This window comes from Mangrovibrevibacter kandeliae (assembly GCF_024519155.1).
In the GTDB taxonomy this organism is placed as follows: Bacteria; Pseudomonadota; Alphaproteobacteria; order Rhizobiales; family Rhizobiaceae; genus Mangrovibrevibacter; species Mangrovibrevibacter kandeliae.
Genome location: NZ_JANIFJ010000003.1, coordinates 90,578 through 105,054, shown reverse-complemented (window position 1 = coordinate 105,054; position 14,477 = coordinate 90,578). Strand labels below are relative to the sequence as shown.

Genomic DNA, 14,477 nt, shown 5'->3' with positions numbered 1-14,477 from the left:
ACCGGGAGCGACCGCGCCGCGATCCCTCTCCGATACCGCTTCCTCGCGGCTTGGCGCAAAATTGCGGCCAAGCCGTGGTCTTGCCCCCGGCAGGCCGAACGGCTGCGGCGGCATGTTTCCCTCCGGCCACTGACGGGGCGTGATTGCGATCAGCCGCCGCTGCCGGAGCCGGCGCCGGCGATCGCGCTGCGCGTCTCGAGGAAGTGCATCGCCGCGTCGGCGATCGCTCCGGCCGCCTTCTTCTGCCAGTCCGGATCGAGCAGGAGCTTCTCGTCGTCCTTGTTCGACAGGTAGCCCATCTCCACCAGCACCGACGGCACGTCCGGCGCCCGCAGCACGCGGAAGCCGGCCGAGCGCTTCGGGTTCTTGATCAGGCCGATCCCGCCGTCGTCCAGGCTGTCGACCAGCGCCGCGGCAAATCGTTCGGAGAAGCCCACGGTCTCGCGCCGCGTGAGATCGAGCAGGATATCGAAGACCTCCGGTTCCTCCTGGTGCCACTCCGGGCCGGCGAAGCGGTCGGCGGCGTTCTCGCTGTCGGCGATCTCGCTCGACAGCGCATCCGACGCACGGTCGGAGAGCGTGTAGACGGTGGCACCGCGCAGCGAGGAGTAGCGGATCGAATCGGCGTGCAGCGAGATGAAGAGGTCGGCCTTGTTGCGCCTGCCGATCTCCGCCCGTTCGTTGAGCGGTATGTAGGTGTCGTCGCTGCGGGTCAGCACGACGGTGACGTTCGGTCGGGACGCCAGGGCATCGCGCAGCGCGAGCGCCATCTGCAGGTTGATGTCCTTCTCGTGCGTGCCGTCGCGGCTGATGGCGCCGTTGTCGATGCCGCCATGGCCTGGGTCGATCACGACCGTGAAGGGCCGGTCGGGCCGCGCGCCGGCGACTCCCACGGCGGCGCCCGTCTCTCCGAGACCCTGCTTGAGCAGCGCCGCATCGAAAGCCTTGCGGTCGCTCGGCGTCAGCTCGAGCCGCAACAGCCTGCCCCCCGACGTCTCCTCGCTCTCCAGGCGCGCGAGCGCCGGACGCTTCAGCACGAAGACGAGGCGATAGCGGTCTTCGGCGATCAGGCCCTGCCGCAGGTGGTCGACCAGCCCGTCCGCGAGCGGCTTCAGGTCGGGAGCGGCGGCAAGCGTGTCCGACAGGTCGACCGCCACCCGATCGGGATGGCGCAGGAGGATCAGCCGGCTCTCCGTCGGGCCGGTCAGGTGCAGCGTCACGGTCTCGCCCGCACCCGCCGTCTTCGCCGCCGCGTCGATGGCGGTGAGCACCACCGCTTCGCCGGCATGCGTCGCGCCCGGAGCCAGAATCAGCAGGAGGCACAGCAACGCCAACGATCGCCGGAGCCCCGCCGCAAGCGCTTTGAATGAGAGCCTGTCTGTCATCGAGCCGCCGGAATCCTGCACCGCCCTGCCCGATCGGCTGGCCCCGCGGGCGCCGTTCCGGCAGCGCTCCCGCGCATAACACTTGTGTCGCGCCCTAGCCCAGCATAAAAGCGCAAGTGAGGCTGGAAGTGCCTCGGGCTCCCACCCGCCGGCACCTCCGATCGCGAGGCGGCGTGCTTCAGGAGCGCGGGCTCATGCCCCGCAACCGGCTCGAGCGTTGCACCGATCCTGGTCTCGTGGAAGATTTCTGTTGATCCGGAAGCGATTCCGGGCGGGTTCTCCAGGAATGCGCTGTCTCTCGTCCGAGAGCGAACGCGCAAAGCTAATTCGTCGGGCGCCACTCGCGGTGCCCATTGGTGTTACAGGTCGTGCCGTGTCGCAAGCCGTCGCCGAACTTCCGCTTATCGCATCCGGGCCAATCGGCCTCGGGCGCTTGCGGAGTCATCGTGCTGCTCGCCGACGCCGCGGGGCCCATGCGGATACCCACTCCCTACCGATGGTTCAAGCGCTACACGCTCGCACACACCCGGAGGCCGGTATCCGGGAGTTCATCCTAGATGGCAAACAAGATGTTGATCGACGCGTCTCATCCGGAAGAGACGCGCGTTGTCGTAATCAAGGGTAACCGGATCGAGGAATTCGACTTCGAGTCGGAACACAAGAAGCAGCTCAAGGGCAATATCTATCTCGCCAAGGTGACCCGGGTGGAGCCTTCGCTCCAGGCCGCCTTCGTCGAGTATGGCGGCAACCGCCACGGCTTCCTCGCGTTCAGCGAGATCCACCCGGACTACTATCAGATCCCGGTCGCCGACCGTCAGGCGCTGATCGAGGAACTCGCCCGCGCCGCCGAGGACGAGGACGAGGACGATCACAAGCCGGCCAAGCCGCAGCGCCGGCCCCGACGCAGCGCGCCAGCAAAGGCGGCCGGTGCCGGCCCCGACGACAGCATTTCCGAGGCCACGCCGACCGACGAGACTTCGGACGGGGACGGCGCGGGCGAGACCTTCGACGAGGCGAATGCGGCCGCGTCCGACGACGCGACGGCTGCGGCGCCGGAAGGCCGTTCCGACGAGGACCATGAGTCAGACGCGTTCACCGGACTGGCCGCTGGCGGAGACGACGAGGCCGGCGATCGCTCGGCGGTGTCCGATGAGGATGCCCCCGCGGTCGCTTCGTCGGGTGATGACGCCGAGGCCTCCGACGACGGCGAGACGGACGAGCACGAAGCGTCGAGCGGACCCGCACGTCCGCGCTCGCGCGGCCGCGGCCGTCGCCGCGGCGCCCGCCCCGAGACGAGTGACGACGAGTCCTCCGACGACGAGGCGGACGAGGTCGACGAGCTCGGCGCCGAGGACGCGATGGAGGAGGTTCCCGTCCGCCAGCGCCAGCCGCGCAAGCAGTACAAGATCCAGGAGGTCATCAAGCGCCGCCAGATCCTGCTGGTGCAGGTCGTCAAGGAAGAGCGCGGCAACAAGGGTGCGGCGCTGACCACCTACCTGTCGCTCGCCGGCCGCTATTCCGTCCTGATGCCGAACACGGCGCGCGGCGGCGGCATCTCGCGCAAGATCACCAACGTCACCGACCGCAAGCGGCTGAAGGAGGTCGTGCGCGACCTCGACGTGCCGCGCGGCATGGGCATCATCCTTCGCACCGCCGGCGCCAACCGCACCAAGGCGGAAGTCAAGCGCGACTACGAGTACCTGATGCGGCTGTGGGAGACGGTGCGCACGCTCACCCTCGCCTCCTCGGCGCCGGCGCTCGTCTACGAGGAAGGCAGCCTGATCAAGCGCTCGATCCGCGACCTCTACAACAAGGAGATCGACCAGATCCTGGTGTCCGGCGACGCGGGCTACCGCGAGGCCAAGGACTTCATGCGCATGCTGATGCCGAGCCAGGCGAAGGTCGTGCAGCCGTATCGCGAGCAGGTTCCGATCTTCGCCCGTCAGGGCATCGAGGCCCAGCTCGACCGGATGCTGCAGCCGCAGGTGACGCTGAAGTCCGGCGGCTACATCATCATCAACCAGACCGAGGCGCTGGTCGCCATCGACGTCAATTCGGGCCGCTCGACGCGCGAGCACTCGATCGAGGACACCGCCTTCCGCACCAACATGGAAGCGGCCGAGGAAGTGGCGCGCCAGCTGCGCCTGCGCGATCTCGCCGGCCTCATCGTGATCGACTTCATCGACATGGAGGAGAAGCGCAACAACCGCTCGGTCGAGAAGAAGCTCAAGGACTGCCTGAAGGACGATCGCGCGCGCATCCAGCTGGGCCGGATCTCGCATTTCGGCCTGATGGAGATGAGCCGGCAGCGCATCCGTGCGAGCGTGCTCGAGTCGGCGACGCAGGTCTGCCCGGTCTGCGAGGGCATGGGCTTCATCCGCTCGGACTCCTCGCTGGCGCTGCACGTCATCCGCACCATCGAGGAGCAGCTGCAGAAGCACTCGGGCCACGACCTCATCGTGCGCGTTCCGACCGCGACGGCGCTCTACGTGCTGAACGAGAAGCGCGGCACGATCGACGATCTCGAGCGCCATTTCGGGCTGCGCATCTTCATCCAGGCCGATGACGGTCATGGCCACCAGCACCTCTCGATCGAGCATGGCGAGGAGGCGGTCGGCCGCCCCGTCGCGCTGGCCCCGGCCCAGCCGGACAGCGTCGCCGCCGAAGACGTGGAGGACGAGGCCGTCGACGAGGCACTCGCCGAGGCCGCCGAGGCGTCGGAGTCCGCCGAAGTCTCCTCCGACGAGGAGAGCGAGGAGAAGTCCGACAACGGCCGCCGCCGCAAGCGCCGTCGGCGCCGTCGGCGCGAGCCGGGCGGTCTGGCGGCCGACGGTGGCGAAGCCGGCGAGGCCGACGACACCGACGACGCCGACGGTGGCGAGGACGAGGAGGAAGCGACGGGCACCGAGCCCGATGTGGAGGCCGGCGAGGCTGCGGCATCGAATGGCGACGACCAGAACGGTCGCCGCCGCCGCCGCCGCGGCCGCCGCGGCGGGCGCCGCCAGCGCGAGGGCGAAGCCTCCGACGGCGGTTTCGGCGAAACTGCCGGTGACGGCGGCGACCAGGACGGCGAGAGCTCGGGAAGCGAGGATGTCGCTGCCGCCGCCCCCGTCGAGGGCCTGACCGCGACCGTGGCGCATTACGCCGAATCGGCGGCCGAGGCGCTGTCCGATCTCGTCGCCGAGGCGTCGCCGTCGCAGCAGGACCGCGATGCGGAGGCGCGGGCCGCTTCCGAGGACGCGAACGAGGCGCCAGCGGCGGAGATGGTCGCGACGAGCGCTTCGGATGTGCCGGAACCGGCCGCGCAGTCTGCGGCTGAAGCCGATGCCGACCCGGTCGCTGCGCCCGAGCCTCAGGAGCCGGCGGCGCCGCGCGAACCGGTGATCACCTCGAGCGGATCCGAGCCGGCCGACGAACGGCCGAAGAAGACCGGCTGGTGGTCGCGCCGCGGCTTCTTCTGATACGCGTCGACGGATCGAAGAGACTGTGTTAAAAAGAGCCGCGGGATCGCTCCCGCGGCTCTTTCCGTTCCTGCCAGCGGCGCGAGCGGCCCCGGTTCAGCGCTGCGGCGAACGGGCGTTGCCGAGCCAGCCCTCGAGCCGATCAAGCGCCTCCTTCAGCGAGGGGGTGCCGCAGGCATAGGACAGGCGCACGAAACGCTCGCCGCGCCGCACGTCGAAGTCGGTGCCGGGCGTAATCGCGACGTGGCACTCCTCCAGCACGCGCCGTGCGAACTCGGTGGACCCTGCGAAGCCCGGCGGGATCGCGGCGTAGGCGTAGAAGCCGCCATCCATCGGCGCGAGGTGGGTGAAGCCGAGCTTCGGCAAGCGCTCCAGCATCACCGCCCGGTTGTCACGATAGCCGTCGCGGATCGCCTCGAGCTCGCCGGGCTGATCGATCACCGCCAGTGCGGCGACCTGGGAGAGCTCGGGCGGCGAGATGTAGAGGCTCTGGCCGATGCACTCGGCGGCGCGCACCAGGCTCTGCGGCAGCACCAGCCAGCCGATCCGCCAGCCGGTCATGCAGTAGAACTTGGAGAAGGAGTTGACGACGATGATCTCGTCGGAGACTTCGAGCGCCGTCGCCTCCGGCTCACCGAAGACGAGGCCGTGATAGATCTCGTCCGACACGAAGCGGATACCCTCCCGTCCGGCGAATTCGACGAGGCGGCGGAGCTCGTCCTTCGGCGTCACCGTGCCGGTCGGATTGGCGGGACTGGCGATCAGGACGCCCTGCAGCGGCTCACGCGCATGCGCCTCGGCCAACTGCTTCGCGCCGAGCACGTAGTCGTCGCCGACCTCGATCTCGACGGGCACCAGCCCCAGCGCGCGCAGGATGTTGCGATAGGCGGGATAGCCGGGCGCGGCGATGGCGACCCGGTCACCGACGTCGAAGGCGGCAAGGAAGGCGAGATTGAAGCCGGCCGATGATCCGGTGGTGATCATCACCCGCTCGACCGGAACCTCGACCCCATGTTGTTCCCGATAGAGCCGCGCGATGCGCTGCCGCAGGTCCATCCGGCCGAGGGCGTCGGTATAGGCGATGCGACCCGTTTCCAGGAGCTGCGCGGCAGCTGCGAGTGCGCCCTTCGGCGCAGGCGCGGCGGGCTGCCCGACGGCGAGCGAGATCACCGGCAGGCCCCGCGCCGTCATCCGGTTCGCTTCCGAGAGCACGTCCATCGCCCGGAACGGGTCGATCTCGGAGCGTAACGATGGTTTGATCGGACGCGGGTGATTCACGGGGCTACTCCTTGGCGCCTCAGATTTGCCGGATTGCGGTGCGGAAGACGCCGCACGCAACGAGAACACGGGCCGCCGTGCGGCCGCCTTTGTAATCGGGGGATTACATGAAAATACTGATGCGGCGCTACCGGCATCCCGCCCTTGCGTGGCTTGCCGCCGGCGCGCTGCTTCTCGTGCCGCCTGCTGCGGCGCAGACGGCGAAGGACAAGGCCCGGCTCCCCATCGTGCGCGATGCCGAGATCGAGTCGCTCATCACCTCCTATGTCAAACCGCTGCTCGCTGCCGCCGGCTTGTCGCGCTCGGGCATCCAGATCGTTCTCGTCAACGAACCCTCCTTCAACGCCTTCGTCTCGGGCCGCCGGATCTTCGTCAACACCGGCGCGATCATGAGTTCGGACACGCCGAACGAGATCACCGGCGTTCTCGCGCACGAGATCGGGCATCTCGCCGGCCATCACCAGGAGCGGGTGCGCGAGCAGCTGGAGCGGGCGCAGACCATCGCGATCGTGGCCGGGCTCCTCGGCGCCGGCGTGGCCGCAGCGGGCGCGGCGACCGGCAACAGCCAGGTCGCGCGCCTCGGCGGCGGCATCTTCGGCAGCGGCGGCGGCGTCGCGATGCGCAGCCTGTTCCACTATCAGCGCGGCGAGGAGCTGACGGCCGACCGGGCCGCCCTCACCTACCTGCGGAAGACCGGCCAGTCGCCGGCCGGGCTGCTGCGCAGCTTCGAGAACCTGATGCGCAACAACATGTTCTCGGCCGCCCCGACGAGCGCCTACATCTCGTCGCATCCGCTGCCGCAGGACCGTCTGTCGCTTCTGGAAACCGCAGCCAGGGAGAGCCCGTACTTTAACAAGACGGACGATCCGAGGACGCAGCTCCTGCATGACCTCGCCCGCGCCAAGATCGCCGCCTATGGCGGCGGCGCGATCGAGGTGAGGCGTCTGTTCAACAAGGATCCCCGTGGCATTCCAGCACGATACGGCGACGCGATCGCCACGCAGCTGAACGGCTCGCCGCGCGAGGCGCTGCAGAAGATCGATGCCCTCGTCGCCGGCGATCCCGGGCTGCCGTGGTTCCACGAGGTGCGCGGCGAGATCCTGATGGAGGCTGGCCGCGCCGACGAGGCGGCATCCGCCTTCGCCAAGGCCGCCAGTCTGGACGGGTCCGACTCGGGTCTGCTGGAGGCCGAGGTCGGCCAGGCGATGGTGACGAGCGGCGACAAGAGCAAGATGAAAGAGGCGATCGCCCGTATCCGCAAGGGCCTGCGCGACGATCCCGCCAATGCCTCGGCCTATCGGTTCCTCGCCATGGCCTACGGCGCGATCGGCGACGTCGGTGGCGCCGAGCTCGCGACGGCCGAGGGCTACTGGCAGGGCGGCGCCTTCACGCAGGCGCGGATCTTCGCCGCCCGTGCGCAGCAGAAGCTGAAGCCGGGCACGCCGCAGTGGCGCCAGGCACAGGATATCCTAACCACTCCGGTTCATAAGCCGGACTAACCGACCGTGCCCGATGGAGGCCGCATCTTGACGCTTCGTTCGCTTTTCGCCGGCGCAATCGCCACCGGCCTCGCAGTGTCGGCCGGCTTCGCCGCGCCGGCGCAAGCCTTCACATCCGAAGAGAAGAGCGACATCGAGGGCGTCGTGCGCGACTACCTGATGGCGCATCCGGAAATCCTCCTCGACATGTCGCAGGCGCTGCAGGACAAGCAGGAGGCCGAGCGCAAGGTCGCGCAGAAGAGCGCGATCGCCTCGGTCGGCAAGGCGCTGTTCAGCTCGCCCGCCGGCACCGTTCTCGGCAATCCGGACGGCGACGTTACGGTGGTCGAGTTCTTCGACTACAACTGCACCTACTGCAAGCACGCCATGTCCGACATGACGGAGCTCCTGAAGGACGATCCGAAGGTGCGCTTCGTCCTGAAGGAGGTGCCGCTGCTCGGACCGCAGTCGGTCGCCGCCAGCCATGTCAGCCTCGCCTTCCGCAGCGTCGCGCCCGACAAGTACGGCGAGTACCACCTGCGGCTTCTCGGCTCGAGAGGCGTCGTCGACGAGCAGCGGGCAATCGACGTGGCGGGCGAGCTCGGCGTCGACGAGCCGACACTCCGTCAGGCGATGCGCTCGACCGAAGTCGGCGCCGCCATGGCCGAGAGCAACCGGCTGTCGCAGGCGCTGATGATCAACGGCACGCCGTCCTACGTGGTGTCGGACGAGGTGATCCCGGGCGCCGTCGGCCTTGACGAACTCAAGCGGATGATCGAGGACACGCGCAGCTGTGGCAGCGCGAGCTGCTGAAGGCGCGGTGGATTGGGGGCCCGATTCCTTCCCTAGAGCGATTTTGCGCTCTATACCGCCGCTGAGGCCGAACAGCCCCGCCCCGCCCGAACCGCGTCCAGTGATGTCCACGATCTTCATCCTCAACGGCCCCAACCTCAACACGCTCGGCCGCCGCGAGCCGTCGATCTACGGCGCAGAGACGCTGGACGACGTCGCGGCGCGGTGTCGCCGTCTCGGTGACGCGCGTGGCCTCGAGATCGACTTCCGGCAGAGCAACCACGAAGGCGTGCTGGTCGACTGGATCCAGGAGGCGGAGGCGAAGGCCGAGGGAATCGTCATCAATCCCGGCGCCTACAGTCACACCTCGATCGCCTTGCACGACGCCCTGCGCTTCTTCGGCAAGCCGGTCGTGGAGGTTCACATCTCGAACATTCACGCGCGCGAAGAATTTCGTCACCACTCGATGATATCGGCGGTCGCGACCGGCATGATCTGCGGTCTCGGCACACTGGGGTACGACCTCGCCGTCACTGCGCTTGCCGAGCGCCTCAAGACGGACACCGCCGCGCAATGACCGGAAGGATGAGTATGGCAAGCAAAGACAACGCGGTCGATCGCTCCCTCGTGCGGGAGCTCGCCGACATCCTGAACGACACCGACCTCACCGAGATCGAGGTCGAGCAGGGCACGATGCGGATCCGCGTGTCGCGGCAGCGCGAGTACCTTCCGAACGCCTACATGCCGGCGATGCCACAGCCGCAGTTCGCACCGCCTGCGCCCTCGGCGGGCGCTTCCGCACCGCCTGCACCGAGCGCGCCGGCGCCGGCTGCCGCCTCGGGCCCCGAGACCGGCGGCGTGCCCTCGCCGATGGTCGGTACGGTCTATCTCTCGCCCTCGCCCGGCGCCCGCGCCTTCGTCGAGGTCGGCCAGCACGTCGAGGAAGGCGCGACATTGCTGATCATCGAGGCGATGAAGACAATGAACCAGATTCCCGCGCCGCGCAGTGGCACGGTGAAGAAGATCTGCGTCGAGAATGCTCAGCCGGTCGAGTATGGCGAAACCCTCGTCGTGATCGGGTAAGCCGGGCCATGTTCAAGAAGGTCCTCATCGCGAACCGCGGCGAGATCGCGCTGCGCGTGCTGCGCGCCTGCAAAGAGCTCGGCATCGCGACGGTCGCCGTCCATTCCACCGCCGACAACTCAGCCATGCACGTGCGCCTGGCGGATGAGAGCGTCTGCATCGGTCCGCCGCCCTCGCGCGACAGCTACCTGAACATCCCCCAGATTCTCGCAGCCTGTGAGATCACCGGCGCCGACGCGGTGCATCCGGGCTACGGCTTTCTGTCCGAGAACGCGCGCTTCGCGGACATCCTCGACGCGCACAACATCACCTTCATCGGGCCCACCGCCGAGCACATCCGTGTCATGGGCGACAAGATCGAGGCGAAGCGCACCGCGATCCGGCTCGGCATTCCCGTGGTGCCCGGCTCGGCCGGCGCCATCACCGAAGACGGCGAGGCCGCGCGGGTGGCGGCCGAGATCGGCTATCCCGTCCTGATCAAGGCGGCCGCCGGCGGCGGCGGGCGCGGCATGAAGGTCGCGCGCTCCGAAGGCGATCTCGCAACCGCTCTCGCCACCGCGCGTGCCGAAGCCGGATCGGCCTTCGGCGACGACTCGGTCTATATCGAGAAGTATCTGGAGAAGCCGCGCCACATCGAGGTGCAGGTGTTCGGCGACGGTGCCGGCAACGCCATACATCTCGGCGAGCGCGACTGCTCGCTGCAGCGGCGTCACCAGAAGGTCTGGGAAGAGGCGCATTCCCCGGTGCTCGACGCGGCTGCGCGCGACAAGATCGGCGGAGTCGTCGCCAACGCGATGCAGGCGCTCGGCTATCGCGGCGCCGGCACGATCGAGTTTCTCTACGAGAACGGCGAATTCTATTTCATCGAGATGAACACCCGGCTGCAGGTGGAGCATCCGGTGACCGAGGCGATCACCGGGCTCGACCTCGTCAACGAGCAGATCCGGGTGGCCGCCGGTGACGGCCTGTCCCTGACCCAGGATCAGGTCCGCTTCCAGGGCCACGCGATCGAGTGTCGCATCAACGCCGAGGATCCGCGCACCTTCGCGCCCTCGCCTGGCCAGATCAGCTACTACCACGCACCCGGCGGCCTCGGCGTGCGCGTCGACTCAGGCATCTACCAGGGCTATTCGATCCCCCCCTTCTACGACAGCCTGATCGGCAAGCTGATCGTCACCGGCCGCACCCGAGCCGAGTGCCTGATGCGCCTCGGCCGCGCACTCGACGAGTTCGTGGTCGATGGCATCAGCACGACGCTGCCGCTGTTCCGCGACCTCGTGGCCAATCCCGACATCCAAGCCGGGAACTATGATATCCATTGGCTGGAGAAGTATCTGGCCGGGAGTGGCGGGCACGCGTGACGGGCGTGCCCGATCGTTCGCCCCGACGGCCAAGGGAGATCAAAATCGGATGGCACGCCGCGACCGGGCGGGGTTCGAGATCACGCCCGATCTCCTGCTGAAGGCCTATGCCTGCGGCATCTTTCCGATGGCGGAGACGGCGGACGACCCGCATGTCCACTGGATCGACCCGCGCGAGCGCGGCGTCATCTTCCTCGACGAGTTCCACATCCCCCGCAGCCTGAAGAAGGTGATCCGGCGCGACACCTTCGACGTGCGGGTGGACACTGCCTTTCCGGCGGTGCTCGATGCCTGCGGCGAGCCGACGCCCGAGCGGCCGCAGACCTGGATCAACGCGACGATCCGGCAGCTCTATCTCGAACTCTTCCGGCTCGGCCACGCCCATTCGGTGGAAAGCTGGCGCGACGGCCAACTCGTGGGCGGCCTCTACGGCGTCAGCCTCGGCGGCGTGTTCTTCGGCGAGAGCATGTTCTCGCGCGAGACGGATGCGTCGAAGGTGGCGCTCGTGCATCTCTGGGACAGGCTGCGGCGCGGCGGCTACGTGCTGCTCGACACGCAGTTCATCACCGGCCACCTCGCCCGCTTCGGCGCGCGCGAGATCCCGCGCGCGGACTATCAGAGACTTCTGGAAGACGGCGTCACGCGGACGGCGACGTTTCATCCGGCCGGCGGCGGCACGTCCGACTCGGCTTTGCAGCCCTTCAGCCACACGTCGTAGACGGGATGCTCGAGGGCATTGAGGCCCGGCGAGTCCGCAAACATCCAGCCCGTGAAGATCCGCTTGATCTGGCGGTCGAGCGTGATCTCGTCGATCTCCACGAAGGTGTCGGTCTTCGGCTTCTCGTCCTTCGAGCGGCTGTAGCAGGCACGCGGCGTGATCTGCAGCGCGCCGTACTGCACCGTCTCGCCGATGTACACGTCGAAGGTGGTGATCCGGCCGGTGATCTTGTCGAGGCCCGAGAACACGGCAACCTTGTTCTCGATGCGCTCGGCGGACGCCTGCACCGGCGCAAGCAGCAGCGCAGCCAGCGCAGCGCCGAGGATTGAAACTCTGGACATCAGACCCTCGTTGACGCGGGCACGCCCAACCGATCCGCTCGCGGGCCCGTGACGGCCGGCTGTCGCAGCCAAACCGGCCGCAAATGCGGCGGCCCGGCCCGAAACGGAGTCACGGCACCCAGGCGTCGTAGTCGCCGGTGACGCGCGGCCGCTCGGCCGTGTTCAGGATCGAACCTTTCGGGCGATAGGCGTTCGGGGTGCCTGTGAGGTTCGGCACGTGGGGCTTCTGCCACGCGCGCGGCTGGTAGTTCGCCTGCGAGGGCGCGACGTCGGTGCGGCGGTGGATCCAGCCGTGCCAGCCGGGCGGGATGCGCGAGGCCTCCGCCGGTCCATTGTAGATCACCCAGCGGCGAGCGCCGTCGGCGGTCTGGTAGTAGACGTTGCCGAACTCGTCCTCGCCGACCTTCTGGCCACGGCGCGAGGTGAACACCCGCGTGCCGATGGTGGTGCCCTGCCACCAGGTGAAGATCTGAAGGAGAAGGTCTTTCATGGCTCTGCGCACCCGCGGAAACGATGCGGTCCTTATGCGGCGACGGCGGCGCAAAGTCCACCCGCCGCACGCCGCTCCGACCCTCAGCCCAGGCGCTTCTCGTAGATGTCGGCCGGGATCGCCTGGACGGTATCGCCGCCGCAGCTCTCGGTTCGCCCGACCGGCTCGAAGCCATGCGCACGGTAGAAGGCGACCGCCGTCGTGTTGGCCGCCTCGACCTCGAGCCGCAGGCGCTCCGCCTCAGGGAAAGCGCCCTCGATCTCGCTGAGCAGCTCGGTTCCCAGTCCCTGGCGCTGGTGCTCCGGATGCACGTAGAGCTGGTGCAGGACGACCACCTTGCGATCGGCGCCGGCCGCCGCGAAGGCCATCGCGCCGAGCCGGGCGCCGTCGTCGGCGACGACGAACTCCGAGTTCGGGCGGCTGAGGCGCGGCCGCAGGGCCTCGAGCGAGTGCCAGGAGGCGGTGATCTCCGCCACCCGGGCGGGCCCGTAGATCGCGTCATAGGTCGCGTGCCAGGTCTCCCGCAGGAGCTCGCTGACGGCCTGCAGGTCGCGCTCGCCGGCGGTGCGGATGAAGAAGGTCACTCGATCCCCAGCTTCGCCTTGACGATGTCGTTGACGGCCTGCGGGTTCGCCTTGCCGCCGGTGGCCCGCATCACCTGCCCGACGAACCAGCCCGCCAAGGTCGGCTTCGCCTTGGCCTGCTCGACCTTGTCCGGGTTGGCGGCGATGATGGCGTCGACCGCCGTTTCGATCGCGCCGGTGTCGGTGACCTGCTTCATGCCGCGGCTCTCGACGAGCGCTCGCGGGTCGCCGCCTTCCGCCCAGACGATCTCGAAGAGGTCCTTGGCGATCTTGCCGGAGATCGTGCCCTCGCGGATCAGATCGAGGATCGCGCCGAGCTGTGCGGCCGTGACCGGCGTCGCCTCGATGCCCTTGCCGCTCTTGTTCAGCGCGCCGAGGAGGTCGTTGATCACCCAGTTCGCCGCCTGCTTGCCATCACGCCCGGCGGCGACCTGCTCGAAGAAATCGGCGATGGCCTTGTCGGACACCAGGATCGAGGCGTCGTAGGCCGAAAGCCCGGCGTCGCGCATCAACCGCTCGCGCTTGTCGTCCGGCAGCTCGGGCAGCTCGGCCGCGATGGCGTCGACGAAGGCCTCGTCGAACTCGAGCGGCAGGAGGTCCGGATCGGGGAAATAGCGGTAGTCGTGCGCCTCTTCCTTGGAGCGCATCGAACGCGTCTCGCCCTTGCCGGCATCGAACAGGCGCGTCTCCTGGTCGATCGCGCCGCCGTCCTCCAGGATCTCGATCTGGCGCCGGGCCTCGTATTCGATCGCCTGGCCGACGAAGCGGATGGAGTTGACGTTCTTGATCTCGCAGCGCGTGCCGAAGGCGCCGCCGGGCCGCCGGACCGACACGTTCACGTCGGCGCGCAGCGACCCCTCCTCCATGTTGCCGTCGCAGGTGCCGAGGTAGCGCAGGATCGAGCGCAGCTTGGTGAGGTACGCGCGAGCCTCTTCGGACGAGCGCATGTCGGGCTTGGACACGATCTCCATCAGCGCGACGCCGGAGCGGTTGAGGTCGACGTAGGACATGGTCGCGTGCTGGTCGTGCAGCGACTTGCCCGCGTCCTGTTCCAGATGCAGCCGCTCGATGCCGATCTCGACCTCGACGAACTCGCCCTTGCTGTCCGGGCCAACCAGCACCTGCACGGTGCCCTCGCCGACGATCGGCTGCTTGAACTGCGAAATCTGGTAGCCCTGCGGCAGATCGGGGTAGAAGTAGTTCTTGCGGTCGAACACCGAGCGGTGGTTGATCGCCGCCTTCAGCCCCAGCCCGGAGCGCACCGCCTGCCGCACGCACGCCTCGTTGATCACCGGCAGCATGCCGGGCATGGCGGCGTCGACCAGGCTGACATTGGCATTCGGCTCGGAGCCGAATTCAGTCGAGGCGCCGGAGAAGAGCTTGGCCTCCGACAGCACCTGCGCGTGCACCTCCATGCCGATGACGACTTCCCAGTCGCCGGTGGCGCCGGCGATGAACTTCTTCGGGTCGGGCGTGCGGGTGTCGACGAGGGGCATGGGGCGTCCG

The 14,477-nt window shown here is 68.4% G+C and carries 13 protein-coding genes; 7 read left to right on the top strand and 6 right to left on the bottom strand.

Annotated elements, in window-relative coordinates; all coding sequences use genetic code 11:
• Positions 1 to 149 precede the first annotated feature (149 nt).
• Positions 150 to 1,328, bottom strand: coding sequence for an N-acetylmuramoyl-L-alanine amidase (locus NPA30_RS10105; RefSeq protein ID WP_256802547.1), 1,179 nt, complete (start codon positions 1,326 to 1,328; stop codon positions 150 to 152).
• Between the two features lie 614 nt (positions 1,329 to 1,942).
• On the opposite strand from NPA30_RS10105, the gene NPA30_RS10100 reads away from it, so the two are divergent.
• Entirely contained in the window at positions 1,943 to 4,846 is a 2,904-nt protein-coding gene (locus NPA30_RS10100) for an Rne/Rng family ribonuclease (RefSeq protein WP_256802546.1), read from the top strand.
• A gap of 96 nt (positions 4,847 to 4,942) precedes the next feature.
• On the opposite strand, the gene NPA30_RS10095 is transcribed toward NPA30_RS10100, so the two are convergent.
• Positions 4,943 to 6,064 carry a pyridoxal phosphate-dependent aminotransferase gene (locus NPA30_RS10095; RefSeq protein WP_256802877.1) on the bottom strand — a complete coding sequence of 374 codons (1,122 nt, stop codon included), beginning with the start codon at positions 6,062 to 6,064 and terminating at the stop codon, positions 4,943 to 4,945.
• Positions 6,065 to 6,243: 179 nt separating this feature from the next.
• Between NPA30_RS10095 and NPA30_RS10090 the strand changes: the two genes are divergently transcribed.
• The 6 genes from NPA30_RS10090 (at position 6,244) to aat (ending at position 11,556) form a co-directional block, all read left to right on the top strand.
• A complete protein-coding gene (locus NPA30_RS10090) occupies positions 6,244 to 7,623 on the top strand; it encodes a M48 family metalloprotease (protein WP_256802545.1) in 1,380 nt (459 codons plus the stop codon).
• A gap of 27 nt (positions 7,624 to 7,650) precedes the next feature.
• Entirely contained in the window at positions 7,651 to 8,415 is a 765-nt protein-coding gene (locus NPA30_RS10085) for a DsbA family protein (RefSeq protein WP_256802544.1), read from the top strand.
• 103 nt (positions 8,416 to 8,518) lie between these two features.
• On the top strand, positions 8,519 to 8,971 hold the full coding sequence (gene aroQ / locus NPA30_RS10080; protein ID WP_256802543.1) for a type II 3-dehydroquinate dehydratase: 453 nt from the start codon (positions 8,519 to 8,521) through the stop codon (positions 8,969 to 8,971).
• Positions 8,972 to 8,985: 14 nt separating this feature from the next.
• Positions 8,986 to 9,477, top strand: coding sequence for an acetyl-CoA carboxylase biotin carboxyl carrier protein (accB, locus tag NPA30_RS10075; RefSeq protein ID WP_256802542.1), 492 nt, complete (start codon positions 8,986 to 8,988; stop codon positions 9,475 to 9,477).
• An 8-nt stretch (positions 9,478 to 9,485) separates the two neighbouring features.
• On the top strand, positions 9,486 to 10,838 hold the full coding sequence (accC, locus tag NPA30_RS10070; protein WP_256802541.1) for an acetyl-CoA carboxylase biotin carboxylase subunit: 1,353 nt from the start codon (positions 9,486 to 9,488) through the stop codon (positions 10,836 to 10,838).
• 49 nt (positions 10,839 to 10,887) lie between these two features.
• The gene (gene aat / locus NPA30_RS10065; protein WP_256802540.1) at positions 10,888 to 11,556 is read left to right on the top strand and encodes a leucyl/phenylalanyl-tRNA--protein transferase; all 669 of its coding nucleotides are present in this window, start codon (positions 10,888 to 10,890) and stop codon (positions 11,554 to 11,556) included.
• On the opposite strand, the gene NPA30_RS10060 is transcribed toward aat, so the two are convergent.
• From NPA30_RS10060 to gatB, 4 genes are all read right to left on the bottom strand, one after another.
• Positions 11,496 to 11,897, bottom strand: a complete 402-nt coding sequence (locus tag NPA30_RS10060; RefSeq protein ID WP_256802538.1) for a DUF2155 domain-containing protein — start codon at positions 11,895 to 11,897, stop codon at positions 11,496 to 11,498. The two genes, aat and NPA30_RS10060, sit on opposite strands and share 61 nt — an antisense overlap.
• A 109-nt stretch (positions 11,898 to 12,006) precedes the next feature.
• Positions 12,007 to 12,387, bottom strand: coding sequence for an NADH:ubiquinone oxidoreductase subunit NDUFA12 (locus NPA30_RS10055; protein WP_256802537.1), 381 nt, complete (start codon positions 12,385 to 12,387; stop codon positions 12,007 to 12,009).
• Positions 12,388 to 12,470: 83 nt separating this feature from the next.
• On the bottom strand, positions 12,471 to 12,971 hold the full coding sequence (locus NPA30_RS10050; RefSeq protein WP_256802536.1) for a GNAT family N-acetyltransferase: 501 nt from the start codon (positions 12,969 to 12,971) through the stop codon (positions 12,471 to 12,473).
• Positions 12,968 to 14,467, bottom strand: a complete 1,500-nt coding sequence (gene gatB / locus NPA30_RS10045) for an Asp-tRNA(Asn)/Glu-tRNA(Gln) amidotransferase subunit GatB (RefSeq protein ID WP_256802535.1) — start codon at positions 14,465 to 14,467, stop codon at positions 12,968 to 12,970. Before gatB ends, NPA30_RS10050 begins: the two co-directional genes overlap by 4 nt.
• Between the last annotated feature and the right edge of the window lie 10 nt (positions 14,468 to 14,477).